The sequence below is a fragment of the Streptomyces sp. NPDC054834 genome (assembly GCF_053611185.1).
This window is the reverse complement of the sequence record NZ_JBSGZV010000046.1, coordinates 1-25,832: the sequence shown is the minus strand read 5'-3', so window position 1 is coordinate 25,832 and position 25,832 is coordinate 1. Positions and strand designations below refer to the sequence as shown.

Annotated in this window: 19 protein-coding genes; 6 read left to right on the top strand and 13 right to left on the bottom strand. The window is 69.1% G+C overall.

Annotated elements, in window-relative coordinates; translation table 11 throughout:
* Position 1: 1 nt before the first annotated feature.
* Positions 2 to 3,586 carry a type I restriction endonuclease subunit R gene (locus ACWGJM_RS39305; RefSeq protein WP_453416542.1) on the bottom strand — a complete coding sequence of 1,195 codons (3,585 nt, stop codon included), beginning with the start codon at positions 3,584 to 3,586 and terminating at the stop codon, positions 2 to 4.
* Positions 3,587 to 3,728: 142 nt separating this feature from the next.
* Entirely contained in the window at positions 3,729 to 3,923 is a 195-nt protein-coding gene (locus tag ACWGJM_RS39300) for a hypothetical protein (protein ID WP_132853188.1), read from the bottom strand.
* A 192-nt stretch (positions 3,924 to 4,115) separates the two neighbouring features.
* Between ACWGJM_RS39300 and ACWGJM_RS39295 the strand changes: the two genes are divergently transcribed.
* A complete protein-coding gene (locus ACWGJM_RS39295) occupies positions 4,116 to 6,251 on the top strand; it encodes a prolyl oligopeptidase family serine peptidase (RefSeq protein WP_453416541.1) in 2,136 nt (711 codons plus the stop codon).
* 128 nt (positions 6,252 to 6,379) lie between these two features.
* Here the strand turns inward: ACWGJM_RS39295 and ACWGJM_RS39290 are convergent, their stop codons facing one another.
* From ACWGJM_RS39290 to ACWGJM_RS39270, 5 genes are all read right to left on the bottom strand, one after another.
* Entirely contained in the window at positions 6,380 to 7,444 is a 1,065-nt protein-coding gene (locus ACWGJM_RS39290) for an ABC transporter ATP-binding protein (RefSeq protein WP_453416540.1), read from the bottom strand.
* Positions 7,425 to 8,411 carry an ABC transporter ATP-binding protein gene (locus ACWGJM_RS39285; RefSeq protein WP_453416539.1) on the bottom strand — a complete coding sequence of 329 codons (987 nt, stop codon included), beginning with the start codon at positions 8,409 to 8,411 and terminating at the stop codon, positions 7,425 to 7,427. The genes ACWGJM_RS39290 and ACWGJM_RS39285 overlap by 20 nt, the downstream gene beginning before the upstream one ends.
* A gap of 150 nt (positions 8,412 to 8,561) precedes the next feature.
* Positions 8,562 to 9,542: an ABC transporter permease gene (locus ACWGJM_RS39280; RefSeq protein WP_453416538.1), complete on the bottom strand. Its 981-nt coding sequence runs from the start codon at positions 9,540 to 9,542 to the stop codon at positions 8,562 to 8,564.
* Entirely contained in the window at positions 9,535 to 10,458 is a 924-nt protein-coding gene (locus ACWGJM_RS39275; protein ID WP_453416537.1) for an ABC transporter permease, read from the bottom strand. The genes ACWGJM_RS39280 and ACWGJM_RS39275 overlap by 8 nt, the downstream gene beginning before the upstream one ends.
* A gap of 6 nt (positions 10,459 to 10,464) precedes the next feature.
* Entirely contained in the window at positions 10,465 to 12,090 is a 1,626-nt protein-coding gene (locus ACWGJM_RS39270; protein WP_453416536.1) for a peptide ABC transporter substrate-binding protein, read from the bottom strand.
* Between the two features lie 628 nt (positions 12,091 to 12,718).
* On the opposite strand from ACWGJM_RS39270, the gene ACWGJM_RS39265 reads away from it, so the two are divergent.
* The 5 genes from ACWGJM_RS39265 to ACWGJM_RS39245 are packed head-to-tail and all read left to right on the top strand — an operon-like array spanning position 12,719 to position 18,475.
* Complete coding sequence (locus ACWGJM_RS39265; protein ID WP_453416535.1) at positions 12,719 to 14,593, top strand: ABC transporter substrate-binding protein; 1,875 nt, start codon at positions 12,719 to 12,721, stop codon at positions 14,591 to 14,593.
* Between the two features lie 12 nt (positions 14,594 to 14,605).
* Positions 14,606 to 15,598 carry an ABC transporter permease gene (locus ACWGJM_RS39260; protein WP_453416534.1) on the top strand — a complete coding sequence of 331 codons (993 nt, stop codon included), beginning with the start codon at positions 14,606 to 14,608 and terminating at the stop codon, positions 15,596 to 15,598.
* The gene (locus ACWGJM_RS39255; protein WP_453416533.1) at positions 15,595 to 16,518 is read left to right on the top strand and encodes an ABC transporter permease; all 924 of its coding nucleotides are present in this window, start codon (positions 15,595 to 15,597) and stop codon (positions 16,516 to 16,518) included. The genes ACWGJM_RS39260 and ACWGJM_RS39255 overlap by 4 nt, the downstream gene beginning before the upstream one ends.
* A complete protein-coding gene (locus ACWGJM_RS39250) occupies positions 16,515 to 17,483 on the top strand; it encodes an ABC transporter ATP-binding protein (protein WP_453416532.1) in 969 nt (322 codons plus the stop codon). The genes ACWGJM_RS39255 and ACWGJM_RS39250 overlap by 4 nt, the downstream gene beginning before the upstream one ends.
* A complete protein-coding gene (locus tag ACWGJM_RS39245) occupies positions 17,480 to 18,475 on the top strand; it encodes an ABC transporter ATP-binding protein (RefSeq protein WP_453416531.1) in 996 nt (331 codons plus the stop codon). The genes ACWGJM_RS39250 and ACWGJM_RS39245 overlap by 4 nt, the downstream gene beginning before the upstream one ends.
* Positions 18,476 to 18,859: 384 nt before the next feature.
* On the opposite strand, the gene ACWGJM_RS39240 is transcribed toward ACWGJM_RS39245, so the two are convergent.
* The 6 genes from ACWGJM_RS39240 to ACWGJM_RS39215 form a co-directional block, all read right to left on the bottom strand.
* On the bottom strand, positions 18,860 to 19,282 hold the full coding sequence (locus tag ACWGJM_RS39240) for a VOC family protein (protein WP_453416530.1): 423 nt from the start codon (positions 19,280 to 19,282) through the stop codon (positions 18,860 to 18,862).
* An 87-nt stretch (positions 19,283 to 19,369) separates the two neighbouring features.
* Entirely contained in the window at positions 19,370 to 20,515 is a 1,146-nt protein-coding gene (locus tag ACWGJM_RS39235; protein WP_453416529.1) for an ABC transporter ATP-binding protein, read from the bottom strand.
* A complete protein-coding gene (locus ACWGJM_RS39230) occupies positions 20,508 to 21,554 on the bottom strand; it encodes an ABC transporter ATP-binding protein (protein ID WP_453416528.1) in 1,047 nt (348 codons plus the stop codon). Before ACWGJM_RS39230 ends, ACWGJM_RS39235 begins: the two co-directional genes overlap by 8 nt.
* 48 nt (positions 21,555 to 21,602) lie before the next feature.
* Entirely contained in the window at positions 21,603 to 22,526 is a 924-nt protein-coding gene (locus ACWGJM_RS39225) for an ABC transporter permease (RefSeq protein ID WP_453416527.1), read from the bottom strand.
* A gap of 33 nt (positions 22,527 to 22,559) precedes the next feature.
* Complete coding sequence (locus ACWGJM_RS39220; protein ID WP_453416526.1) at positions 22,560 to 23,486, bottom strand: ABC transporter permease; 927 nt, start codon at positions 23,484 to 23,486, stop codon at positions 22,560 to 22,562.
* Between the two features lie 199 nt (positions 23,487 to 23,685).
* A complete protein-coding gene (locus tag ACWGJM_RS39215) occupies positions 23,686 to 25,344 on the bottom strand; it encodes a peptide ABC transporter substrate-binding protein (RefSeq protein WP_453416525.1) in 1,659 nt (552 codons plus the stop codon).
* Positions 25,345 to 25,832: the final 488 nt, after the last annotated feature.

The window sequence follows — 25,832 nt, the reverse complement described above, 5'->3', positions numbered from 1 at the left end:
CTCAAGCCAGTTCCTGATTCAGCTCATCCAACAGTTCCAGCGCCCTGTCCTTGTCCCCGAACGCCCGCATGAAGCCACGGCCTCCGCCGCGCTCGGAGAAAGGTGCGTGTCCGAAGTCTCCCGGCTCGATGCCGATGTCGGTGGCGATGGCGTTCCTTATCCGCTCCAGCCACCACAGCTGGTCGTCCGTGAACTCCACGCCCGCCTGCCGCTGCCGCAGCAGCCAGCCCTCGAAGCGCTCCTCGACCACCGTACGGTACGGGCGAAGCTCGTCGTCCGCACCGAGCTCGTAGCGGATGAGCCGTACGAGGTCGCCCAGGCCGGCTTCCTTGCCGGGACTGGCCACTGCCCTGCCGAGCTGCTCGTAGTGGTCCCAGAGGACCGTCGTCGTCCAGGCACGGTTGGTCGCCCGGACCTTGGCCGCGAGTTCCCTCAGCGCGACCCGTGCCTCGCGCGGAGCGACACGCGCCCCGCTGCCCAGGGCGACCCGGATCGCCGCGTTCTCGTCCCGCTGCTCCTTGGTGAGCAGGGTGTTCCACTCGGCGAGTTCCTTGCGAGCACGCTCCTCCCGGGGTATCTCGCGCAGCTCGGTGACCAGGACCTCGGTCGTCTCGTCGTAGGTCAGATCCTGCTGGTGCCGGATCTCCAGAATCAGCTTGCGCAGCTCCGGGTTGGAGGTGAGGGGCGCCACAGCGTCGTGGACCCGCTTTCGGGCCAGGTCGGGACCGCCCTCATGACGGGCCTCGTCCTGCGTGTCGACATCCACCGCGTCCGTGATGCGGCGGGCCAGGTCGGCCAGGGTGACGCCTCCGGAGGTCTGGGCGAGCAGACCCCTCTCCTCGTCACCCAGCTGGCGGTCGATGCGGGCCAGGCGGCGCGCCAGGACCTCCGCCTCGTCCGCCGTCAGCGACCGCGTGCCCGCCTTGTCCAACAGCTTCGCCAGCGGGACGCCCCGCTGCTCCCCGGCAGGGATCAGCGGCCGGGCGTCCACCAGCGGGGAGTCGGTGACGCCGACCGCGTCGATGAGGACGAAGTGGTCCTTCTTCAGGTCGGGTGCCGCCTCCGGAGTGACCGCCTTCAGCTCGTCCGCGTCCACGGAACGGGCTCCCCGCCCCTTCATCTGCTCGAAGAGCACCGGGCTCTTCACCGACCGCAGAAAGATCACGCATTCCAGGGGCCGCACGTCCGTGCCCGTGGCGATCATGTCGACGGTCACCGCGACCCTCAGCCGAGGCGAGTTTCGCAGGTCGTTGATGAGCGATTCGGGGTCGTCACCGTTCTCCCGCGATTTGTACGTGATCTTCTTGGCGAACTCCTCGCCCCGGCCGAAGACCTCCTTCACCTGCTTGACCACCTCGTCGGCGTGGTCGTCCCTGGGGCCCGCGAAGATCAGGGTCTTGGGGAGGTCGGCCCGGCCGGGAAACCACCGCTGCCAGTGGTTCTTGTACGTCGTCAGCACAGCCCGGATCTCGTCCTCGGTGATCACCGTACGGCCGAGGTGCGCGGTGGTGTAGGTGAAGTCCTCGTCCAGCTCCTCGTACCGTTGGGCGCGCGTCTGCCGGTCGCGGATGCGGACCGTCGTACCCGCCTCGATCTTCGCGCCGCCGTTCTCACGAAGGTCGGTGTTGAGGCGCACGATGTCGAAGTCGACGTTGACTCCGTCGGCGACGGCCTGTTCGTAGGTGTACTTCGAGACCTCGTTGTGGTCGAAGAAGCCCTTGGCCTGGCGGGTGGGCGTGGCGGTGAGGCCCACGAGGTGGGCGTCGAAGTAATCCAGGACGCCGCGCCACAGTCCGTAGATCGAGCGGTGGCACTCGTCCACGATGATCACGTCGAACGACTCGACCGGTACGTCCGGGTTGTAGTCGACGCTGATCGGCTCGTCCGTCGCGTAGCTCTCATCCAGCGGCGAGGCGTTCTCGTCCTCGCGGTCCTCGGCCTCCGGCTCGTCCGTCAGCGGCTCGCCCTTGAGCAGCGCGTACATCCGCTGGATCGTCGAGATCACGACCGAGGAGGTCTCCTGAAGCCCGCTCCGGCCCAGCATGTCCACGTTGTAGAGGTCGGTCAGCTTCCGGTTCTCGTCCGGCGTCCGGTACTTGTCGAACTCCGCGCGGGCCTGGCGGCCGAGGTTGTTGCGGTCGACGAGGAAGAGAACCCGGCGAGCGCCCGCGTGGCGGAGCAGCCGGTAGGTCTCCGTGACGGCCGTGAAGGTCTTGCCGGCGCCCGTGGCCATCTGGATCAGGGCACGCGGCTTGTCGGCGGCCAGAGAGTCCTCCAGGCCCGTGATCGCCTCCACCTGGGCCATGCGCAGGCCGTGCGTCTCCAGCAGCGGCATGCTCGTGCGCAGCGCCGCCCGGAACGTGGGCGCGTCCGGGTGCTCGTCGGCGTACCGCATCCATGCCGCGAGTGTCTCGGGGCGGTGGAAGGCGAAGACCTCACGCGAGCGGGCCTCGGGGTCGATCCGGTTGAGGAAGTACGTCTCCGTACCAGTAGTCGCGTAGCGGAACGCGAAAGGCTCCTCGCGGCGCCACACAGCCATCGCGTGCTCCTTGAGCACACCTGCCGCGTACCGCTCGTTCTGGGCCAGGGCACCGGCCAGCGGTGTGCCCTCGCGCTTGGCTTCGATGACGCCGACGATCTTTCCGTCCACGTAGAGGACATAGTCGGCGCGGCCGGTCGCCACGGTGAACTCGCGGATGGCGACGCCCCTGCTGCGCCCATCCAGCGGGTCGGCATCCGCCTTGTCCTGGATCACCCAGCCCGCGTTGGCGAGCATCGCGTCGATCTTCGCCCGCGCCTGCACCTCGTTGAGCGGCGCCGGGCGCTGAGCCCGCTCCACGATGGCGTCACGCGCGGCGGAGGCGACCTTGCGAGGTTGCAGCCGCTCGCGGTCGTACTGCTGCTGGTGTGCCGCCCGCAACTCGGTGACCTGCGCCCGCAGCTCCTCGATCTGCGCCGCGTACGTGGCCTTGGCCTGTTCGGCATTGGCGATGAGTGCCTCGGCCTCGGCACGGGCCCGGCGCTCCGCCTCCAGCCTGTCGCTGGTCTCCGACAGCTTGACGCGGGACTCGGCCAACGTGCGCCGATGCCCCTCCAGCGCCTCCCGTAGCTGTGCGATCTCCTCGGGGTCGATCGCCGTCGCCTCGGCCGGCAGCGTGGGAGGTACGAACGCCGTCACCGCGCGCGTGCCGCCCATGGCCCGGTCGAAGAGGTCGCCCAGCTGCCAGCACAGCTTCAGGGCCTCAAGGGCCATCGTCGTGTCGAAGAGGTGGTTGTGCGCGGCGTCGTTGCGGCCCCGGCGCAGCTTGTGGAAGGCGTCACGACTCCAGCCGACGAGAACCCCGGCCCGGGTCAGCGCGTTGATGCGGTCGACCTGGTTGGTGCCCTCGACGCGAGTCCCCGTACGGGTGACGAACTCCTCGGCCAGCACCTCACCGAACTGGCCGGCACTGACGTAGGCGGCGTTCGGATTGGTCAGCACAGTGAGCTCTGCCTGCGACCCGTAGATCGCGAGGAGCGGCTGATAGCCGTACAAACGCCCGAAGTTGGGCGATGCCTTGGCCAGCTCCCGGAGCCGTCTGTCCACGTCCTGACCATCCACGCGCCGCCCCCTGAGCCTCACTGATCCTGGGATCGTAAAGCTTACGAAGCCGGGCCGCAGAAAGCACCAGAACGCGACACCCGAAGGGCAGGGCATGCCCTTCCGACTGCCCCGTAGCACCGCCCCGTCAGAACTTGATGCTCCCGATCATGCTGGCGACGTTGGTCGTCAGCTCGCTGATCGTAGGCGCGACGGTCGAGGAGGCGAGGTAGAAGCCGAGGAGGATGCAGACGACCGCGTGACCGCCCTTCAGGCCTGATTTCTTGACCAGCAGGAAGACGATGATCGCCAGCAGCACCACCGCCGAAATCGAGAGTGCCACGGCGGCTCACCTCCAAAGATCCAGGGACACGGGGGGTGGGACGGACTATGGGGGTTGTAGATCGATCCAGCAAATCCATACACGAGCCAGCAGGTTCATACCCACATGGCGGTAGTGATCATAACTATCCGCCCTTGCGCATCGCTGGGCGCACGGCCGCACAAGGGGGCGCATGGCCAATATGGTCAGGGCATGACGACCGAGCCTGTCTCCTTCCCCCGACGGCACGCCCGCACCCAGCGTTTCACCCTCGGCGCGCCGCGCTCGTTCACCGTGGCGCCCGATGGTTCGCGTGTCGCATTCCTGCGCTCGCCCTCCGGTACGGACCGGGCGAACTCCCTGTGGGTCATCGACGTGGCGGACGGCGGGGAGCGCGTGGCGGCCGACCCGCGCGCTCTGCTGCAAGGCGCCTCGGAACAGCTCTCGCCCGAGGAGCGAGCACGCCGTGAGCGCAGCCGCGAGGGCGGTGCCGGCATCGTCGGCTACGCCACCGACGCGGCCGTCGAGTTGGCGTCTTTCACCTTGTCAGGACGGCTCTTCGCGGCGGAGCTGCGGGCCGGGACCGCGCGTGAACTGCCGGCTCCGGGGCCGGTGATCGATCCGCGGCCGGCGCCCGACGGACGGCACGTGGCGTATGTCGCCGGGGGCGCCCTGCGGGTGGTGGGCGCCGAGGGTGAGGGCGACCGGGCGCTGGCGGAGCCGGAGTCGGAGGGCGTCACCTATGGGCTGGCCGAGTTCATCGCGGCCGAGGAGATGGCTCGTTCGCGTGGCTTCTGGTGGTCCCCGCAGTCGGACCGGCTGCTCGTGGCGCGCGCGGACGACACGCCGGTGGGGCGGTGGTGGATCGCCGACCCGGCCCATCCGGAGCGTGAGCCGAACCACGTCGCGTACCCGGCGGCGGGGACCGGAAACGCGGACGTACGGCTGTTCGTGATCGGCCTCGACGGCACGCGCACGGAGGTCGTGTGGGATCGGGCGCGCTACCCCTATCTGGCGCGAGTGCACTGGTCAGACGCGGGGGCACCGCTGCTCCTGGTGCAGGCGCGGGACCAGCGCAGCCAGCTGTTCCTGGCCGTGGACCCGGAGTCGGGGGCGACGCGAATGGTCCATGCCGATGAAGATCCAACATGGCTTGAACTTTTCCCCGGGGTGCCGTGCTGGAGCCCCTCCGGACAGCTCGTGCGGATCGCGGACGAGGGCGGGGCCCGGGTGCTGACGGTGGGCGAGCGGCCGCTGACCGGGCCGCAGTTGCACATCCGTGCGGTGCTGGACGTGACCGCCGACGACGTGCTGGTCTCGGCCTCGGCGGGCGAGGAGGCGGAGGCGCCGGAGATCGGTGAGGTGCACGTCTACCGGGTCAACGAGTTGGGCGTGGAGCGCGTGTCGCAGGAGCCCGGCGTGCACTCGGCGGCGCGTGCCGGGGGCGTGACCGTGCTGGTCTCGGCCACGCTGGACCGCCCGGGCGCCCGTGTCCGGGTACTGCGTGACGGAAAGCAAGCGGCGACCGTCACGTCGTACGCGGAAGATCCCGGTTTGTCCCCGCGCGTGACGCTCACCGAGGGGGGCGCACGTCGAATTCCGTGCGCCGTGCTTATGCCTACGGACTACCCCGGGGACACTGCCGGAGGCGCTCCCCTTCCGGTACTGCTCGACCCTTACGGCGGACCGCACGGCCAGCGCGTGGCCGCCGCGCACAATGCCCATCTCACCTCGCAGTGGTTCGCCGACCAGGGCTTCGCGGTGGTCGTGGCCGACGGCCGGGGCACCCCCGGCCGCTCCCCCGCCTGGGAGAAGGCGGTCCACCGCGACTTCACCGTCTCCCTGGACGACCAGATCGAGGCACTCCAGGACCTCGCGCGGGAGTACCCCCTCGATCTGAACCGGGTGGCGATCCGCGGCTGGTCGTACGGCGGCTACCTGGCCGCCCTCGCCGTGCTGCGCCGCCCGGACGTCTTCCACGCGGGCATCGCGGGCGCGCCGGTGACGGACTGGCGGCTGTACGACACCCACTACACCGAGCGGTACCTGGGCGACCCGGCCACGGAGCCGGCGGCGTACGAGAGGAGCGGCCTCGTCACCGACGAGGGCCTGTCCGCCCCCGCCGACCCGCACCGCCCGCTGATGATCGTGCACGGGCTGGCCGACGACAACGTGGTGGTCGCGCACGCCCTGCGGCTGTCCTCGGCCCTGCTCGCCGCCGGCCGTCCGCACGAGGTGCTCCCGCTGTCCGGCGTCACGCACATGACCCCGCAGGAACAGGTCGCGGAGAACCTGCTGCTGCTCCAGGTGGACTTCCTCAGGCGTGCGCTGGCACAACCACACGCATAGCAGCGCAAACAACCACGAACTTCGTTAACACGGAGGCAACTTCACTGAAGCGGTACCGATATACGGACGCGCGAGGCTGAACAGCGTACGGCCGTGCGGGTGCCGTGAACGGGCCGGGGTGCTCCTTGTCACCCCGGCCCGTTGCCATTGCGCTCCTCCACCGGCACGACTTGCTTCTCCTCCGCGAAATGGCACGCCGAGTCGTGCGCGGCCGGGCCGGTCTCCAGGCGGAACGCGTCCGGGACGGCGAGGGCCGGCACCTCCAGTGCGCAGCGCTCCCGGGCCTTCCAGCAGCGGGTGCGGAAGCGGCAGCCGGACGGGATGTCCGTGGGGGACGGCACGTCACCCGAGAGGATGATCCGTTCGCGGTGTTCGCGGGCGTCGGGGTCGGGGACGGGCACGGCGGACAGCAGTGCCTGGGTGTAGGGGTGCGTGGGGTGGTCGTAGATCTCCGTCTCCGTGCCGGTCTCCACGATCCGGCCGAGGTACATCACCCCGACCCGGTCCGCGATGTGCCGCACGATCGACAGGTCGTGCGCGATGAAGACGTAGGAGAGGTCGAATTCCGACTGGAGCCGGTCCAGGAGGTTGATCACCTGGGCCTGGATCGAGACGTCCAGGGCCGACACCGGTTCGTCGGCGACGATCACCTCCGGACGGAGGGCCAACGCCCGTGCGATGCCGATGCGTTGGCGCTGGCCGCCGGAGAACTGGTGCGGGTAGCGGTTGACGTACTCCGGGTCGAGACCGACCACGTCGAGCAGTTCCTGCACCTTCCGGCGCCGGTCGCCCTTCGGGGCCGCCTCGGGGTGGATCTCGTACGGCTCCCCGATGATGTCGCCGACCGTCATCCGGGGGTTGAGGGAGGTGTAGGGGTCCTGGAAGACCATCTGGATGTTGCGGCGTACGGCCTTCAGGGCGCGGCCGGACAGCCGGGTGATCTCCTCGCCCTTGAAGCGGATCGAACCCGCCGTCGGCCGTTCGAGGTTGCACAGCATCTTGGCGACCGTGGACTTGCCGCAGCCGGACTCGCCGACGATGCCAAGCGTCTCGCCCCTGCCCAGGCGGAAGTCGACGCCGTCGACGGCCTTCACCGCGCCGATCTGCTTCCTGAACAGGATGCCCCGGGTCAGCGGGTAGTGCTTGACGAGCCCGCTGACCTCCAGGACCGGCTCAGTCGTCGAGGCTGTCATGCAGGCACTCCCTCCAGAAGTGGCAGGCGCTCGCCCGGTCCGCGTCGACCTCGTACAGCGGCGGCTCGTCGGTCCGGCACACGTCTCGGGCCATCGGGCAGCGCGGGTGGAAGGCGCAGCCGGGCGGGATGTGCATGAGGTTCGGCGGCAGGCCCTTGATGGCGTAGAGCTCCTGGCCCTTGAGGTCCAGGCGCGGGATGGATTCCAGCAGGCCGCGGGTGTAGGGGTGAGCGGCGGCTTTGTAGATGTCGTGGACGGGCGCCGACTCCACGATCCGGCCCGCGTACATCACGGCGATCCGGTCCGCCACGTCCGCGACGACGCCCAGGTCGTGGGTGATCAGGATCAGCCCCATGTGGTACTCGCGCTGCAACTCCGCGAGCAGGTCCATCACCTGGGCCTGGACGGTGACGTCTAGGGCGGTGGTGGGCTCGTCGGCGATGATGAGCGCCGGCTCCAGGGCCATCGCCATGGCGATCATGATGCGCTGGCGCATGCCGCCGGAGAACTGGTGCGGGTAGTCGCGCACGCGCTGGGCGGCGGCCGGGATGCGTACCCGGTCCATGAGCTCGACGGCCCTGACCCGCGCGTCCTTCTTCGACATCCCCCGGTGGACCACGAACATCTCGCCGAGCTGGTCGCCGACGGAGAGCACCGGGTTCAGCGAGGACAGCGCGTCCTGGAAGATCATGGCCATCCCGGCGCCGCGGACCTTCCTGCGCTCCTCCTCCTTCAGCTTCAGCAGGTCCTGGCCCCGGAAGAGGATCTCCCCGCCGGTGATCCGCCCCGGCGGCATGTCGAGGATCCCCATGACCGCCTGAGCGGTGACCGACTTCCCCGAGCCGGACTCCCCGAGCACCGCGAGCGTCTCCCCCGCGTCCACCCCGTAACTCACCCCGTTCACGGCCCGGGCGACCCCGTCCCGCATCCGGAACTCCACGTACAGGTCCCGCACTTCCAGCAACACGGCAGCTCACCTCGGCTTCGGACGGTCAGGAGCGGCATCGCTCGTCGCGTCGCCCAGCGGGACGAAGGCCGGTACGGGGATGGACCGGGCGCCCCCGTGCACGCTCCGGAACCCCGCGTACGGGTCCCGCACTTCCAGCAGCACAGCAGCTCACCTCAGTTTCGGGTCGAGGGCGTCGCGTACCGCGTCGCCGAGCATGATGAAGGCCAGGACTGTGATCGCGAGGGCGCCGGAGGGCCACAGGAGGGCGTGGGGGGCGTTGCGGATGTAGGGGGAGGCGGCGGAGATGTCGATGCCCCAGGAGACACTGGGCGGCTTCAGGCCGACGCCCAGATACGACAGGGTGGCCTCCAGCGCGATGTAGGTGCCGAGCGCGATGGTGGCCACGACGATCACCGGGGCGACCGCGTTGGGCGCGATGTGTCTGAGCAGGATGCGCGGGCCGGAGGCGCCGAGGGCGCGGGCGGCCTGGACGTAGTCGTTCTGCTTGGCGGTGATGACGGAACCGCGGGCGATGCGGGAGATCTGCGGCCAGCCGAGCAGCACCATGAACCCGATGACCGGCCAGACCGTGTTGCTCGTCACCACGGAGAGCAGGACGAGGCCGCCGAGCACGACCGGGATGGCGAAGAAGATGTCGGTGAGGCGGGAGAGCAGCGAGTCCCACGCCCCGCCGAAGAAGCCCGCGAGCGCGCCCAGCACGGACCCGAGGAGGGCCACCCCCAGCGTGGCGCAGACACCGACCGTGACGGACGTACGGGCGCCGTAGACGGTCCGTGTGTAGACGTTGCAGCCCTGGCCGTCGTAGCCGAAGGGGGCGCCGGGCTGGGAGCCTTCCTGGGCCTTGGCGAGGTCGCACTGGAGCGGGCTGCCGGAGGCGATGAGCGAGGGCCACAGGGAGATGACGGCGAGGAAGACGATGACGAGCCCTGAGACGAGGAAGACGGGGTTGCGGCGCAGGTCCCGCCAGGCGTCGGACCAGAGAGAGTGCGGCTTGCCCTGCGGGCCGGTGCCCTCCGGACCGCCCGGCGTCCGCTCCAGCGTCGTCGCCTCGCTCGCCGCCAGGTCCATCGCGCCGCCCATGCCCGTGCCCGCGATGGCGCCCTCGGGTTCGAACGGCTGCTCAGGCATAGCGGATCCTCGGGTCGAGTACGGCGTAGAGGAGGTCGACGAGCAGGTTGGCGACCAGGAAGACCAGCACGAGGACGGTCACGAAGCCGACGACCGTCTGGGTGTTCTGGCGCAGGATGCCCTGGTAGAGCTGGTAGCCGACGCCGTGGATGTTGAAGATCCGCTCGGTGACGATCGCGCCGCCCATCAGGGCGCCGATGTCGGTGCCGATGAAGGTGACCACGGGGATGAGCGAGTTGCGCAGCAGGTGCCGGGTGATCACGCGGCGCCTGGGCAGCCCCTTGGCGATCGCCGTGCGGACGTAGTCGGACCGCTTGTTCTCGGCGATGGAGGTGCGGGTCAGCCGGGTGACGTAGGCGAGCGAGACGGCGGCCAGGACCAGCCCGGGCACGATCAGCTCGCCGAAGGTGGCTTCCGGCGGCACCGACGGTTTGATCCAGCCCCACTCCACGCCGAGCAGGAGCTGGAGCAGCAGGCCGGTGACGAAGACGGGCACGGAGATGACCACCAGGGTCGCCAGCAGCACCCCGCTGTCGACGGGCCGGCCGCGCCGTAGCCCGGTGACCACGCCCAGGGTGATGCCGATGACGACCTCGATGACGATCGCCACGATGGTCAGCCGGACGGTGACGGGGAACGCGGTCGACATCAGCTCGGTGACCGGCTGGCCGTTGAACGCCGTCCCGAAGTCGCCGGTGAAGACGTTCCCCATGTAGGTCAGGTATTGCTGCCAGAGCGGCTTGTCGAGGCCGAACTCCTGCTTCAGCTGCGCGGCCGTCGCCGGGTCGCACTGCCGCTCGCCGCACAGTCCCGCGATGGGGTCGCCCATCACGTTCACCATCAGGAAGATCAGCAGCGTGGCCCCGAAGAACACCGGGATCATCTGGAGCAGACGCCTGACGACGTAGCGCCCCATGGCGGATCAGCCGACCTTGATCTCGTTGTAGACGGGGACGCTGAAGGGGTTGAGCGCCACGTCGGACAGCCGCTCGGAGTAGCCCGCGCTGCCGTTCTGGTACCAGAGCGGGATGGCGGCCATGTGGTCCCGGACGACCTCCTCGGCCTGCTGGAAGGTGCGCACCGCCTTGGCGGTGTCGGTCTGGGCGTTGGCCTGGTCGACGAGCTTGTCGAAGTCCTGGTCGGACCACTGGCCGTCGTTGGAGGAGGCGCCGGTGTAGTAGAGCGGCTGAAGGAAGTTCTGGATGAGGGGGTAGTCCATCTGCCAGCCGGCGCGGAACGGGCCGGACATCTTGTGCTGGGTGATCCGGTTGCGGAAGTCGGCGAAGGTGCCTACCGGGTTGCCGACGCAGGCCTTGTCGTTGCCGAGCGCGTTGTTGATGGAGTTGCACACGGCGTCCACCCACATCCTGTGCGAGCCGGTGTCGGCGTTGTAGGTGATCTTGACCTGCCCGCCCGGGAGCCCGCCGCCCTCCTGTACCAGCTTCTTGGCCTCGCCCGGGTTGTAGTCGCAGGCGTCCCCGCACAGCCCGTCCTTGAAGCCGCCGTCCGCGCCGAGCACCGGCGAGGTCCAGTCGGTGGCCGGGATGCGGGTCTTCAGGAAGATCGTGTCGGTGATCTGCTTGCGGTTGATCGCCATGGACAGGCCCTTGCGGACCTTCTCCGAGCCGCTCTTGTCCCAGTCCTTGTCGTAGTAGGGGAAGGCGAGGGTCTGGATGATGCCGGCCGGGGCGTTGATGTAGCGGTCGCCCAGGTCGCTCCTGACGTTCCTGAGCTGGGAGGCGGGGACGTCGTCGACCAGGTCGAGGTTGCCGGCCAGCAGGTCGGTGTAGGCGGTGTCGTTGTCGGTGTAGACCTTGAGGGTCACGCCGTCGTTCTGTGCCTTGTCCGCGCCGGGGTAGCCGGCCCACTTCCGCAGGGCCATCTGCGAGCCCCTGGTGTACGAGTCGACGGCGTACGGCCCGTTGCCCACCGGCTTCTTCAGCCAGGCCGCGTGGTCGGAGAAGAACCCCTGGGGCAGCGGGGCGAACGCCGGGTAGCCCAGGGTGTCGGGGAAGCTCGAGAACTTCTGGGCCAGCTTGACGGTGAAGGTGCGGTCGTCGACGACCTTCAGGCCGGAGAGCGTGCCGGCGCTCTGTGAGCCGCTGTCCGGGTGGATCTTGTCGTAGCCCTGGATGTAGCGGTAGAAGTACGCGTTCCGCTGGTGGTTCTTCAGGCTCGCGCCGTAGTTCCAGGCGTCGACGAAGGACTTGGCGGTCACCTTTTCCCCGTTGGAGAAGGTCCAGCCGTCCTTGATGGTGATCGTGAAGTTCTGGGAGTCCGGGGTGTCGATCTTCTCGGCGAGCATGTTCTGGGCCGCGCCGGTCCTCGGGTCGTACTTCTTCAGACCCCGGAAGATCATGTCGAGGACCTTGCCGCCCTGCACCTCGTTGGTGTTCGCCGGCTCCAGCGGGTTCTGCGGATCACCCCAGGAGGAGGAGAGCACCGAGCCGCCGGCCCCGCTGCCCGTTCTCCCGCCGCCGCAGGCCGTCGCGGCGAGCGCCACCGCCGTCGCGCAGGCGAGCCGTCGGGCGTACGTGGTTCCACGCATGCAGTGCCTCCTCAGGAATGCGCATGCCTGCGCTGCGGCGCCAGCGTCTGACCTCCGATACCTTATGGGTCAATATCGCCACAAAAATCGCATAATGCACACCCGGGCGGCCCGTACGCGAGAGAGTGCACCCGAACGAGGGGCGACGCGCCCGGCTCACGGGGCTGGATCCGGCCGCGGCGACGCTCGTACAGGCCGGCCGTGTTCAAGACGCGGAATCGACCGCCCGCGCACGCCGGCTCAGGCGCTCCACCCCGCGATTCACGCCGCCCGACACCCTGTCACGCCGTCCGCGTGAGGCGGGACTCGGCGTGCTGGAGCGGTCCGGCGACCGGGACCGGGGACCGTCGACGCTCCGCGGTCCCGAGATCACAACGGTGACCGGATCCGCTCACCGACCACCGCCAGCGCTCCACCAGACCCCCTTCACCGGTCTGGACCAATGTTTGAACTGACGGCACCTCAAATCGACGTTTTCGCAGGCCACACCGGCTTCATGTGCCGTTGACGCACACAGACCGCCGCTGATAGACACTCTCTTCACCCAACCGGTGTCACCAGGCAACTCCCGGCCCCCCGAAGGCCTACAAGCCGTTTCCGCGCGAGTGATGACGCGAGGTCACGATCGATGAGTACTCCAGACCGGCCCGGCAGAACCCGTCCGCACCCGAGAACCCCGCGACTGCGTCTCACCCGTCTCGCCGCCGCCGGCGGCGCCCTCGCCCTGGCCACCACGGCAACGCTCACGACTCCGCTCAACCCGGCTCCGCAGCGGGCGCAGGCCGCCCAGGGCACCAAGGTCCTCACCATCGCCGTGGCGCAGAGCGTCGACTCGCTGAGCCCCTTCCTGGCGGTGCGTCTGCTCAGTACGAGCGTCCTCAGGCTGACGTACGAGTACCTCACCGCCTACGACCCCGGTGACGCCCACGCGGTCCCGGGCCTGGCGACGAAGTGGTCGCCGTCGGCCGACAAGCTGACCTGGACGTACACGATCCGTTCCGACGCGAAGTGGTCGGACGGGCAGAAGGTCACCGCCGAGGACGCGGCCTGGACGTTCAACAAGATGATGACCGACGAGGGGGCCGCCACCGCGAACGGCAGCTTCGTCACCAACTTCCGCAAGGTGACGGCTCCCAGCCCGACCCGGCTCGTCGTCGAACTGAAGAAACCGCAGGCCACGATGACGGCCCTGGACGTGCCCATCGTGCCCAAGCACATCTGGGAGAAGGTCGGGGACTTCTCGAAGTTCAACAACGACAAGAGCTTCCCCGTCGTCGGCGACGGGCCCTTCGTCCTCACCGACTACAAGCCCGACAGCTACGTCCGGCTGAAGGCCAACAAGAGCTACTGGCGCGGAGCTCCGAAGTTCGACGAGCTGGAGGTCAAGTACTACAAGGACCAGGACGCGGCGGTGGCCGCCCTGCGCAAGGGCGAGGTCTCCTTCGTCGCGGGCTCCCCCTCCCTGACACCGGCTCAGGCGGCCTCCCTCAAGGGCGAGAAGAACATCCACGTCAACGACGCCCCCGGTCGCCGCTTCTACGCCCTCGCCACCAACCCGGGCGCACGGGCGAAGAACGGCCGGAAGTTCGGCGACGGCGACCCGTCCCTGCTGGACGAGCGGGTACGGCACGCCCTGTTCATGGCCGTCGACCGCGAAGCCATCGTCGACAAGGTGTTCCAGGGCCACGCGGTCGAGGGCCAGGGCTACATCCCGCCGCGCTTCTCGGCGTACTTCTGGAAGCCGTCGGCGAGCCAGGAGCTCGCCTACGACCCGGCGAAGGCGGCCCGGCTCCTCGACGAGGCGGGCTACCGGAAGAACGCCGACGGCAACCGGACCGGCAAGAACGGCAAGCCGCTGAACTACCGCCTCCTGTGCCACGCCACCGACCCCAACGACAAGGCGGTCGGCCAGTACCTCAAGGAGTGGTGGGGCAAACTCGGCATCGGCGTGACACTCGACTGCCTGGACAACGTCACCGACCCATGGCTCGCCGGCAAGTACGACCTCGCCTTCGACGGCTGGTCCGTCAACCCCGATCCGGACTACGTCCTGTCCATCCACACCTGCGCGGCCCTGCCCTCGACGCCGAAGGACACCGGCGCGACGGACAACTTCATCTGCGACAAGACCTACGACGGGCTGTACGCGCGTCAGCTCGCCGAGTACGACCCCGCCAAGAGGGCGGACATCGTCAAGGGGATGGAGTCGCGGCTCTACGACCTCGGGTACATGAACGTCCTGGCGTATCCGAACGCGGTCGAGGCCTACCGCACCGACCAGATCAAGTCGATCACCACGATGCCCGAGAAGGCGGGCAACATCTACGGCCAGGACGGTTACTGGAGCTGGTGGTCCGCGGTGCCGGCGGCCTCCGACGGGTCCTCGGACGGCGGCGGCTCGACAGGCGTCGTCATCGGGGCCGTCGTGGGCGTGGTGGTCCTCGGCGGCGCCGGGCTGCTCCTCGCGAGACGGCGCCGCGCCACCGCAGAGGACCGCGAGTAGCCGATGAGCCGGATGAGCGGAACGAGCACCACCGGGTATCTGCGGTACGGGGCCGGCCGGGTGGGCGGTGCGGCCGTCTCCCTGCTCGCCGTCCTCGTGACCGGATTCTTCCTGTTCCGGCTCATCCCGGGTGACCCGGTCAAGACCATGACGGGCGGCCGCCCGGTGTCGGCGCAACAGCTGGCCGCCTACCGCAAGGAGTTCGGGCTCGACCTGCCGCTGTGGGAGCAGTTCACGCACTACTGCCGCGGTGCGCTCAGCGGCGATCTCGGCACGTCGTACCAGTTCCGGGCACCCGTCGTCGACAAGATCACCGAGGCGCTGCCGAACACCCTGCTGCTCACCGGCACCGCGTTCGTCCTGTACACCGCGCTCGGTTTCCTCCTCGGCACCCGCTCGGCCTGGCGCAACGGCCGTCTCGGCGACCGGGTGAACACCGGCCTGGCGCTGACCCTGTACTCCGTGCCGTCGTTCTGGCTGGGTCTGGTCCTCATCATCGTGTTCTCGGTGGGGGTCGGCCCGATCCCCGGCCTCTTCCCGACCGGCGGCATGGAATCGGGCGGCAAGGAGGGGTTCGCGTACGTCCTCGATGTCGCCCACCACCTCGTCCTGCCGGTGGTCACCCTGGTCGCGGTCGAGTACGGGCAGACCCTGCTGGTCACCCGCTCGGCGCTGCTGGACGAGATGGGCAGCGACTATCTGACGACCGCGCGCGCCAAGGGGCTCCGCGACGACCTGGTCCGGCGCCGGCATGCCGTGCCGAACGCGCTGCTGCCGACCGTGACGCTGGTCTTCGTCAACCTCGGCCGGACCGTCGCCGGTGTGATCCTGGTCGAGACCGTCTTCTCCTGGCCCGGCCTCGGCGGTCTCTTCTACCAGGCACTGAGCGTGCCCGATCTGCCCCTGGTCCAGGGCCTGTTCCTGGTCTTCGCCTCAGCGGTGATCATCACGAACACCCTCGCCGACGTCCTCTATCCGCTGCTCGACCCCAGGGTGGTCCGATGACGACCGAAACCACTCCCCCGGTTTCGCGGGCCGGTCCGCGAACCCTCGCCTGGCAGCGCCGCCGTCGCTCGGCCGCCCGGTTCTGCTCCCTGTACCGCACCCACCGCACCGGGCTGGTGGGCCTGGCCGCACTCGTCCTGTTCGCCCTCGTCGCGCTGACCGCGCCGCTGACGGTCGGCTCGGACGTGACGAGCGTCACGGGGGCGTCGGGACGGCCCATGGAGAGTCCGAGCGGTGGGTTCCCCCTGGGCACCGACCGGTTCGGTCGCGACCTGCTCGGTCTGGTGGTGTGGGGGTCACGGGTGTCGCTGCTGGTCGGGCTGCTCGCCGCCGTCCTGTCGGTGGCGATCGGCGCCGTGGTCGGGATCACGGCCGGGCACTTCCGCGGTGCCTGTGCCACCGTGCTGATGCGGATCACGGACTGGTTCCTGGTGATGCCGACGCTGGTGCTCGCGATCGCGCTCGCCACCGTGCTGTCCCGCTCCCTCGGCACGATCATCCTGGCGATCGGCGTGACCACGTGGCCCACCACGGCCCGGCTGGTGCGCGCGCAGACCCTGGCGGTGGAGTCCCGGCCGTACATCGAACGCGCGCACGCGCTCGGCGGCAGCCACTGGCACGTCATGACCCGGCACGTGCTGCCGAACGTGATGCCGCTGGTCCTCGCGCAGACCACCCTGATGGTCTCCTCCTCCGTCCTGGCCGAGGCGACCCTGGCCTTCCTCGGCCTCGGCGATCCGTCGGTGGTCTCGTGGGGCGGGCTGCTCCAGGACGCGCGCGAGGCGGGCGCCGTCAGTTCGGGCGACTGGTGGTATCTGGTGCCGCCCGGCATCGCGGTCACGGGTGTCGCCCTGGCGTTCACCCTGTGCGGGCGCGCGGTGGAGGCCGTACTCAACCCACGTCTGGGGCCGGCCCGTTGACTCTGCTGGAGGTGCGGAACCTCGAAGTGACGTATCCGGGCGGAGCGGCCGCGGTGCGGGGCGTGGATCTGTCCCTCGCCGCCGGTCACAAGCTCGGCATCGCCGGCGAATCCGGCTGCGGCAAGTCCACACTGGCGCTCGCGCTGCTCAGACTGCTGCCCGCCGGGACCCGGGTGACCGGGGAGGTCCTGCTGGAGGGCGAGGACGTCCTGGCGATGCGGTGGGGCCGGGTCCGGGCGGTCCGCTGGGCGGGAGCCTCGATCGTCTTCCAGGGGGCGATGCACTCGCTCAACCCGGTGCACCGCGTCGGCGACCAGATCGCCGAGCCGGTCCTGCTGCACCAGGGGGCGACCGCGGCCGCGGCCCGGCGGAGGACGAGTGAACTCCTGGAGAGCGTGGGGCTTCCGGTGGCGCGGGCGGCGGCGTATCCGCACGAGCTGTCCGGTGGCCAGCGGCAGCGCGTCATGATCGCGATGGCGCTGGCCTGCGACCCGCGGCTGGTCATCGCCGACGAGCCGACGACGGCGCTGGACGTGATGATCCAGGCGCAGATCCTGCGGCTGATCCAGCAGCTCGTCGCCGAGCAGGACCTGGCACTGATGATGGTCAGCCATGATCTGGCGGTGCTCGCCGACACCTGCGACCGGCTGGCGGTGATGTACGCCGGCCGGGTGGTGGAGGAGGGCCCGGCCCGGCGGATCTACGAGGACGCCCGGCATCCCTACGGCAAGGCGCTGTCGGCGGCGTTCCCGCGCATCGGCGAGCCGGCCTCCCGGTTCGCCCCGCGCGGGCTGGCCGGTGACCCGCCCGACCCGTCGGCCGTGCCGTCCGGCTGCGCCTTCCATCCGCGCTGCCCGGTGGCCCTGGACGACTGTGCCACGCAGGACCAGGCGCTGCGGGACGCGGGGCCGGGGCACCGGGCCGCCTGTGTTCACGCGGCGCAGGAAACGAGGGAGACCTCATGACGACGCCCGTATCCGGCCCCCTACTGAGCGCACAGGGTCTGCACGTGACCTTCCCCGGACGACACGGCGCCCGGCCGGCCCGGGTCGTGGACGGCGTCGAACTGGACATCGGCGCCGGGGAGATCGTGGCGCTGGTCGGCGAGTCGGGCTGCGGCAAGACGACGCTGGCGCGCTCCCTGCTCGGGCTCGTACCACCGGCGCGCGGGAGCATCAGCTTCCGCGGGAAGCCTCTGGAGTACTCCTCGCGGGCCTTGAAGGCGTACCGCAAGCGCGTACAACTGGTACTCCAGGACCCGAGCGGCTCGCTGAACCCGCGGCACACGGTGTACGACGCGGTGGCCGAGGGGCTGCGGATCCACGGCCACGCCGGGGACGAGCGGGCGGCCGTGGCCGAGGCCCTGTCCCGCTGCGGTCTGCGTCCGCCCGAGCGTTTCTTCCTGCGTTACCCGCACGAGCTGTCCGGGGGCCAGCGCCAGCGCGTGGTGATCGCCGGCGCTCTCGTGCTGGAGCCCGAACTCCTGGTCGCCGACGAGCCGGTGGCCTCGCTGGACGCCTCGGTCCGCGGTGAGGTGCTCGCCCTGCTGCTGCGCCTGCGCGCCGAACTGGGCCTGTCCGCCCTGGTGGTGACGCACGACCTCGGACTGGCGTGGAACATCGCCGACCGGGTCGCGGTGATGTATCTGGGACGCATCGTGGAGACGGGCGGTGTCGAGCAGGTACTGACGGCGCCCCGGCATCCGTACACCCAGGCGCTGCTGTCGGTCCTTCCTGAGTCCCGGGTCGACCCGGTGGTCCTGACCGGCGAGCCTCCCGACCCGTCCCGTATCCCCTCGGGCTGCCGTTTCCACGTCCGCTGCCAGGTCCTGGCGGCCGGTGAGGCGGACCGGGCGGGTGTCGCGGAGGCGTGCCGTACCCGGGACCCGGAGGTGCTGGGCGGGGGCGGGGAGGCGCAGACGGCCTGCCATTGGGCGCGGACGCGGGCCGCCACGTGATGGCGGGCGGGGGCGCGTCCGCGGGCCGCTACGTGTCGGTGTGCGGCGGCGTGCCGGCGGCCGGGGGCGCGCTGGCGGCTGTGGGCGCGTGGCGGCCGGAGGCATGTCCGCGGACCGCTACGTGACAGCGGCCGGGGTATGTCGACGGCCGGGAGCAGGTCGACGACCAGGGGTGTCTCGGCAGCCGGAGGCGTGTCCGCAGGCCACTACGTGACAGCGGCCGGGGTGTGTCGACGGCCGGAAGCAGGTCGACGACCAGGGGTGTCTCGGCAGCCGGAGGCGTGTCCGCAGGCCACTACGTGACAGCGGCCGGGGTATGTCGACGGCCGGAAGCAGGTCGACGACCAGGGGTGTCTCGGCAGCCGGAGGCGTGTCCGCAGGCCACTACGTGACAGCGCCCCGGGGCGTGTCGGCGGCCGGAGGCGTGTCGGCGGCCACCAGTTCGGCCTCGAACCCGTCCGTGTTCGCCAGGTAGGCCGCGTAGTGCTCAGGGCCGCCGGCATGGGGGTACCGCTCGGCGAAGAGCGGCGTCCACCCGTGGGCGGGCCCCTCCGCCGCCAGCGCGTCGACGTCGCCGCGGCTGCCGGCGTGGAACGCGAGGTGATTGAGTCCCGGGCGCATCCGGTCGTGGCGGGTGCCGCTCATCGCCGGTGACTGCTCGACGACGAGATACGCCGGCCCCTGACGCCAGCTGCGACCGTGCTGCCATTCCTGGTACGGGTGGTAACCGAGCCGGGCAAGGAGCCAGCCCCATTCGCGCTCCGCGCGCGCGAGGTCGGGAACCCACAGCTCGACGTGGTGGATCATCTCGCCCCGGTGTTTGTCGATCCGAAGGGGCGCCCCGGCGAGTGGCAGTACTCGCCGGGGCGCCCCGCGTTCATCGGCCGATCGGTGTCACGCCGCGTTGACGACGTCCTTCTCCTCGGCGAAGTGGCAGGCCGACTCGTGGGCCGCCGGTGTGTCCGCGCCCGCGAACGGCTCGGGGATCGCCAGCAGCGGGATCTCCTTGGCGCACTTGTCCTGCGCCTTCCAGCAGCGGGTGCGGAAGCGGCAGCCCGAGGGCGGGTTGGCCGGGGACGGCACGTCGCCGGTGAGGATGATCCGCTCGCGGTTCTCGCGGGCCTCCGGGTCCGGCACCGGGACCGCCGACAGCAGCGCCTGGGTGTAGGGGTGCGTCGGGTGCTCGTAGATCTGCTCGTCGGTGCCGATCTCGGCCATCTTGCCCAGGTACATCACGCCCACCCGGTCGGAGATGTGCCGGACGATCGACAGGTCGTGCGCGATGAAGATGTAGGACAGGTTGAACTCGTCCTGGAGTCGCTCCATCAGGTTGATGACCTGTGCCTGGACCGACACGTCCAGCGCGGACACCGGCTCGTCGCAGATGATGATCTCCGGGTTGAGCGCGAGGCCGCGGGCGATGCCGATGCGCTGGCGCTGACCGCCGGAGAACTGGTGCGGGTAGCGGTTGATGTACTCGGGGTTGAGACCGACTACGTCCAGCAGCTCCTGCACCTTGCGGCGCCGGTCGCCCTTCGGAGCCACCTCGGGGTGGATGTCGAAGGGCTCACCGATGATGTCGCCCACCGTCATACGGGGGTTGAGGGAGGTGTACGGGTCCTGGAACACCATCTGGATGTTCCGGCGCACCGCCTTCAGCGCACGGCCGGACAGCTTGGTGATGTCCTGGCCCTTGTAGAAGATCTCGCCGGAGGTCACCTGCTCCAGGTTCATCAGGAGCTTGGCCACCGTCGACTTGCCGCAGCCGGACTCGCCCACGATGCCCAGGGTCTCGCCCTGGTGCAGGTCGAAGGAGACACCGTCGACGGCCTGGACGGCGCCGATCTGACGCTTGAACAGGATGCCCTGGGTCAGCGGGAAGTGCTTGACCAGGTTGCGCACCTGAAGGATCGGTTCGCCCTGCGCGACGGGCGCCTCGACGGCGGCCACCGCCTCCTCCTCGGTCGCGGCGTCCACCACCTCGACGTCGGAGACGTTGGGCGTGACGTCGGCCCCGTCGTCCTTCTTGAGCTCAGCCACGGATCGTCTCCTTCCAGAAGTGGCACGCGGAAGCGCGGCCCACGAGTTCCGTACCGTCCTCGTCCGTCACCGGGACGAGCGCCGGAACGTCGGTGCGGCAGATGTCCTGCGCCATGTTGCAGCGGGGGTTGAAGGCGCAACCCGGTGGAATCTGCTGCAGGTTGGGCGGCAGCCCCTTGATCGCGTAGAGCTCCTGCCCCTTCTGGTCGAGACGCGGGATCGAGTCGAGCAGGCCCTTGGTGTAAGGGTGCGCGGGTCGCTTGTAGAGCTCGTGCACCGGGGCGGTCTCGACGATACGGCCGGCGTACATGACGGCGATCTTGTCCGCCACATCGGCGACCACACCGAGGTCGTGGGTGATCAGGATCAGGCCCATGTTGTACTCGCGCTGGAGCTCCGCGAGCAGGTCCATCACCTGGGCCTGGACGGTCACGTCCAGAGCCGTGGTCGGCTCGTCCGCGATGATCAGGTCCGGCTCCAGGGCCAGGGCCATGGCGATCATGATGCGCTGGCGCATACCGCCGGAGAACTGGTGCGGGTAGTCGCCGACGCGCTCCTTGGCGGCGGGGATGCGCACCCGGTCCATCAGCTCGATGGCCTTGGCCTTGGCGTCCTTCTTGGACATGCCCTGGTGCACCCGGAACATCTCGCCGAGCTGGTAGCCCACCGAGAGCACGGGGTTGAGCGAGGACAGGGCGTCCTGGAAGATCATCGCCATCTTGGCGCCGCGCAGCCTGCGCCGCTCGCTCTCCGGCAGGGCGAGGATGTCCTGGCCCTGGAAGAAGATCTGGCCCTTGCTGATCCGTCCGGGCGGGCTGTCCAGGATGCCCATGACCGCCTGCGCGGTGACGGACTTGCCGGAGCCCGACTCACCGAGCACGGCGAGCGTCTCACCGGCGTTGACGCTGTAATTGACACCGTTGACGGCCTTGGTCACCGCGTCCCGGACCTTGAACTCCACGTGCAGGTCACGGACTTCGAGCAGCGGCGCGGTCCCGTCCGGCCCGGTGTTCGCGGGCGCCATCTCCAGGCTGGTCATGCCATCACCTTCGTGTTGCTTGAGAGGGGATCGACTCACGGCGGTGCCTCACCGGAGCTTCGGGTCGAGCGCGTCGCGCAGACCGTTGCCGAACAGGATGAAGCCCAGCGCGGTGACGACGATGGCGAGGCTCGGGTAGGTCCACATGTAGTCCTTGACGCCCATGAAGTTGCGGCCGGCGGAGATCATGTTGCCCCACTCCGCGACCTGCGGCTCCACGCCGACGCCCAGGTACGACAGCGACGCCTCGGCGACGATCGCGATACCGACGTTGCTCGTGCCGTACACCATCACCGCGGTGATGGAGTTGGGCAGGATGTGCTTGCGGATGATCCGGCCCTGGCTCGCGCCCAGCGCCTTCGCCGCGTGCACGTAGTCCATCTCGCGCACGGAGAGGACCTGGCTGCGCAGCAGGCGGGCGAAGGTGGCCCAGGAGAAGATGGCGAGCGAGAGGACCACTGGCATCACGCCTCGGCCCATCACCATGATGATGACGATGGCACCGATGAGCAGCGGGAAGGCGAAGAAGATGTCCGCGATACGCATGATCACGGTGTCCACCCAGCCGCCGAAGTAGCCGGACAGGGCGCCGAGGACGACGCCGATGGCGACCGCGAGGAGGATCGAGGCGAGACCCACGATCACCGCGATGCGGCTGCCGTAAATGAGGCGGGACAGCTGGTCCCGGCCGAGGGCGTCGGTGCCGAGCAGATGCTTGCCACCCGGCGACTGCAGTGTCGCGTTGAGGTCCTGCTTCAGCGGGTCGAAGGGCGCCAGCACGGGGGCCAGCACGGCGATGAGGATCAGCAGGACGATGATCGCCAGTCCGACGACGGCGAGTTTGTTAGCGAGGAAGCGGTGCCGGATGTCGGACCACTGGCTGACCCGGGCGACACTGGGTTCGGCGCCCTGCTGTGCCGCGGCGGGGCCGGCCTGGAGCGGCTCTCCCGTGCCCGTGACGAGTTCGGTCATGGTGTGACTCCTAGAGGGGGACGACCCTGCCGGTCAGGCGAGGCGGATGCGCGGGTCGAGGGCGGCGTACAGCAGGTCGACAACGAGGTTCAGCACGACGAAGATCGCCACGCTGATCGTGACCACTCCCGTGATGATGGGGTTGTTGTTCTGCTGGATCGCCTGCACCAGGGCCAGTCCGATGCCGTCCCAGTTGAAGATCGTCTCCGTGATGATCGCACCGCCGAGCAGGCTGCCGAAGGAGATGCCGATGTAGGTGATCACCGGGATGACGGAGTTGCGCAGAATGTGCCGGAGGAGCACCGTCCGGCTGGGAAGGCCCTTTGCTACGGCGGTCTTCACGTAGTCGGCGCGCAGCACTTCCAGCATGCTGCTGCGGGCCAGCTGGGCGACCAGGGCCGCGTCGATGATCGCCAGCGTGACACCGGGCAGCACCATCGACTTGAAGCTTCCGTCGGCGATCAGCGGGAACCAGTTCAGCTTCACGACGAAGACGCTCTGGATGATCATGCCGAGCACGATCGGTGGAACGCCGATGGCCATGGTGGTGAGGAAGGTGGCCGACACGTCCCAGACCGAATACCTCTTCATCGCCGCGAGGATGCCGACGGCCATGCCGAGGATGACGTCGATCACGATGGCGAACACCGCCAGCTTCGCAGTGTTCTGCAGCTTCGGTCCGAGGATCTCGGTGACCGGGCGGCTCTGCGTGTAGTCCGTGCCGAGGTCGCCGGTGACGAGCTTGCCCACGTAGTTGCCGTACTGCACCACCAGGGGCTTGTCCAGCCCGTACTGCTTGTGCAGTTGCGCGACCACGGCGGGGTCGCGCGCCTTGTCGCTACCCGCGATCTGCCCCACCGGGTCGCCCGGCAGAACGAACAGGCAGGCGAACAGGATCAACGTCGCGCCGAGCGTGACGACGACCAACTGGCCCAGCCTGCGGACCACATACCTTCCCATGACATGCCTCTCTGCGCCTTTGCCGCCGCTTCCCCAGCGGCTTCCCAGCCCCATGAACGGGGGTTGTGGGGGTGGGGGCCGGGAGGGCGGATCGCACCCTCCCGACGGTCGTCGGGGGCCGTGGGGGGGGGGGCGCCCCCCCGCCCCCCCCCCCCCCCCACGACCCCCATCACCGAACGCCGCCGTCAGCGGCATTCGGTTACTTCATGCTGATGTCCTGGAGGTTCGGGTCCTCGTGGAAGTCCATCTGGACGTTGCCGAACTTCTTGGTGTTGGCCAGACGGAACTGGGTGCGGTTCCACAGCGGGATCAGCGCCTGGTCGTCCAGCGCGACCTTCTCGGCCTGCTTGTACAGATCGTTGCGGGCGGCCTGGTCCTTGGTGGCGCGGGCCTTGGCGACCAGGTTGTCGAACGTCTTGCTGCTGTAGCGGGCCCGGTTGTCACCGGTGACCTTGCCGGAGCTGTCCTTGTTGATGGACGCGGAGTCCAGCAGCGGGAACAGGAAGTTGTCCGGCGTCGGGTAGTCCGCGCCCCAGGCGTAGCGGTACAGCCCCGTGGCGTTCGGCTTCGTCTCGTCGGAGAGCAGCTCGGCGAACGGCTTGCCGTTCGTCTGGACCTTGACCCCGAGCACGTCCTGCAGCTGCTGCTGGACGGCCTGGATCCACTCCTCGTGGCCGGAACCGGTGTTGTAGCCCAGCTGGATCGTCGTCCCCGGCTTCAGGCCGGCTTCCTTGGCGAGCTGCTTGGCCTTGGCCTTGTCCTGCTTGACGCAGGAGGCGCACAGGTCCTTCTGGTACACGTCCGTGAAGGAGGGCGGCAGGATCGTCGCGGACTTCGTCATCATGCCCTGGAAGACGCCCTTGATGATGGCGTCCCGGTCGATCGCGTAGGAGATCGCCTGACGGGCCTTGACGCTGTTCAGCGGCTTGTTGTCCGTGACGGGCATCAGGTAGTTCATGCCAGAGGCCTCGTACTGCAGCCACTCGTTCTGGGCGCTGTACTTGGCCTTGGCGGCGGGCAGCTGCGGGGTGGGCATGCGCGCCCAGTCGAACTGCCCCGACTCGAAGCCCTGGTACTCGAGGGTCACGCCGTTGTTGGCGTTGAGGATGTGGATCTCCACCTTGTCCAGGTGGGCCTTGGTCAGGCCGTAGTCGTCGTTACGGACGAGCGTGACCGACTTGTTGTGCTCCCACTTGCCCTGCATCTTGAACGGGCCGTTGCCGATGGGAGCCTCGTTGTACGCCTTGTTGTGGGCGTCGCCGGCGACCTTGGGCACCGGGCTGAAGACCGTGTGCGTGGTCTTGATGTCGAACTCGTAGTCCGGCTTCGACAGCTTCACCTGGAGGGTGTAGGGGTCCGGGGCGGAGAGGCCGGACAGGGTCTTGGCCTTGCCCGCCTGCGCCTCGTCGAAGCCCGCGATGCCGGCCATGTGGTAGGCCACGTCGGAGGCGGCCGACTTCACCGCGACACGGCTCCAGCCACGGATGAACGCCTCGGCGTTCACGTCCTCGCCGTTGGTGAACTTGGTGCCCTTCTTGATGGTGAAGGTCCAGGTCTTGCCGTCGGCGCTGACCTTCTTGGAGGTGGCAAGCTCCGGCTTGATGTGGCCGTCGGGGGTCGGGTCGTACAGACCCGTGAAGAGGTTGTCCGTGACGAGGGTGCCCTCGGACTCCTGCGCGTTGTACGGGTCGATGGCCACCGGCTCGGTGATACCCATCCGCCAGGTGCCACCGTTCTTGCCGGAGCCCTTGCCGCCGCCGCTGCTGCCCCCGTTGTCGTCACTGCTCCCGCAGGCCGTCGCAGCCAGAGCTATGACGATCGCACCCGCAACCCACTTGGCGCTCTTGGCACCACGCATGGGGCTCCTCCTCATGAGTCCAATGATTCACCGCATCAGGGAGCACAAGACACATCACCGTTACCGGTGCCTGAAATGGTCAAGTGCCCCCGCGCTCGTGAGTCGGCGCCGCCTCCAGCGCGTGACGCGTCGATCCGAGCTCTACGCGCCTAACTATCTGCCATGCCCCAGGGACCGAACCACACCTTCAAGGTCTCGGTTCGATCACACCTGGCGCGTACATCTTCCAAAATCCGGACAAAGGGTTTGCCGAAAGATCCCTGCGAAACGGACTTGTTACACAACTATCGGGCATCGATGTCCGCATACCGGACGGAGGGGCTGGAAAACCTGTTGCGCGGCCAGGCGGACCAAGCTGTGTCGACGCCATGACGCGGGACAGACCGGCGCGAGAGCCCGAATGCCGCAGAATCCGGTCACTTTACCAACGGTAAACAGCCAAGCGGAGTCCTGGCGGGATCTGACACCCCGTCATAGGGCTGTCTCTT

What these genes read in the sequence shown, in the direction of transcription:
- ACWGJM_RS39295 (WP_453416541.1), top strand. Translation starts at nt 4,116, where the DNA reads ATGACGACCGAGCCTGTCTCCTTCCCCCGACGGCACGCCCGCACCCAG.
- ACWGJM_RS39290 (WP_453416540.1), bottom strand. Translation starts at nt 7,444, where the DNA reads ATGACAGCCTCGACGACTGAGCCGGTCCTGGAGGTCAGCGGGCTCGTC.
- ACWGJM_RS39280 (WP_453416538.1), bottom strand. Translation starts at nt 9,542, where the DNA reads ATGCCTGAGCAGCCGTTCGAACCCGAGGGCGCCATCGCGGGCACGGGC.
- ACWGJM_RS39275 (WP_453416537.1), bottom strand. Translation starts at nt 10,458, where the DNA reads ATGGGGCGCTACGTCGTCAGGCGTCTGCTCCAGATGATCCCGGTGTTC.
- ACWGJM_RS39270 (WP_453416536.1), bottom strand. Translation starts at nt 12,090, where the DNA reads ATGCGTGGAACCACGTACGCCCGACGGCTCGCCTGCGCGACGGCGGTG.
- ACWGJM_RS39265 (WP_453416535.1), top strand. Translation starts at nt 12,719, where the DNA reads ATGAGTACTCCAGACCGGCCCGGCAGAACCCGTCCGCACCCGAGAACC.
- ACWGJM_RS39260 (WP_453416534.1), top strand. Translation starts at nt 14,606, where the DNA reads ATGAGCGGAACGAGCACCACCGGGTATCTGCGGTACGGGGCCGGCCGG.
- ACWGJM_RS39255 (WP_453416533.1), top strand. Translation starts at nt 15,595, where the DNA reads ATGACGACCGAAACCACTCCCCCGGTTTCGCGGGCCGGTCCGCGAACC.
- ACWGJM_RS39245 (WP_453416531.1), top strand. Translation starts at nt 17,480, where the DNA reads ATGACGACGCCCGTATCCGGCCCCCTACTGAGCGCACAGGGTCTGCAC.
- ACWGJM_RS39240 (WP_453416530.1), bottom strand. Translation starts at nt 19,282, where the DNA reads ATGATCCACCACGTCGAGCTGTGGGTTCCCGACCTCGCGCGCGCGGAG.
- ACWGJM_RS39230 (WP_453416528.1), bottom strand. Translation starts at nt 21,554, where the DNA reads ATGACCAGCCTGGAGATGGCGCCCGCGAACACCGGGCCGGACGGGACC.
- ACWGJM_RS39225 (WP_453416527.1), bottom strand. Translation starts at nt 22,526, where the DNA reads ATGACCGAACTCGTCACGGGCACGGGAGAGCCGCTCCAGGCCGGCCCC.
- ACWGJM_RS39220 (WP_453416526.1), bottom strand. Translation starts at nt 23,486, where the DNA reads ATGGGAAGGTATGTGGTCCGCAGGCTGGGCCAGTTGGTCGTCGTCACG.
- ACWGJM_RS39215 (WP_453416525.1), bottom strand. Translation starts at nt 25,344, where the DNA reads ATGCGTGGTGCCAAGAGCGCCAAGTGGGTTGCGGGTGCGATCGTCATA.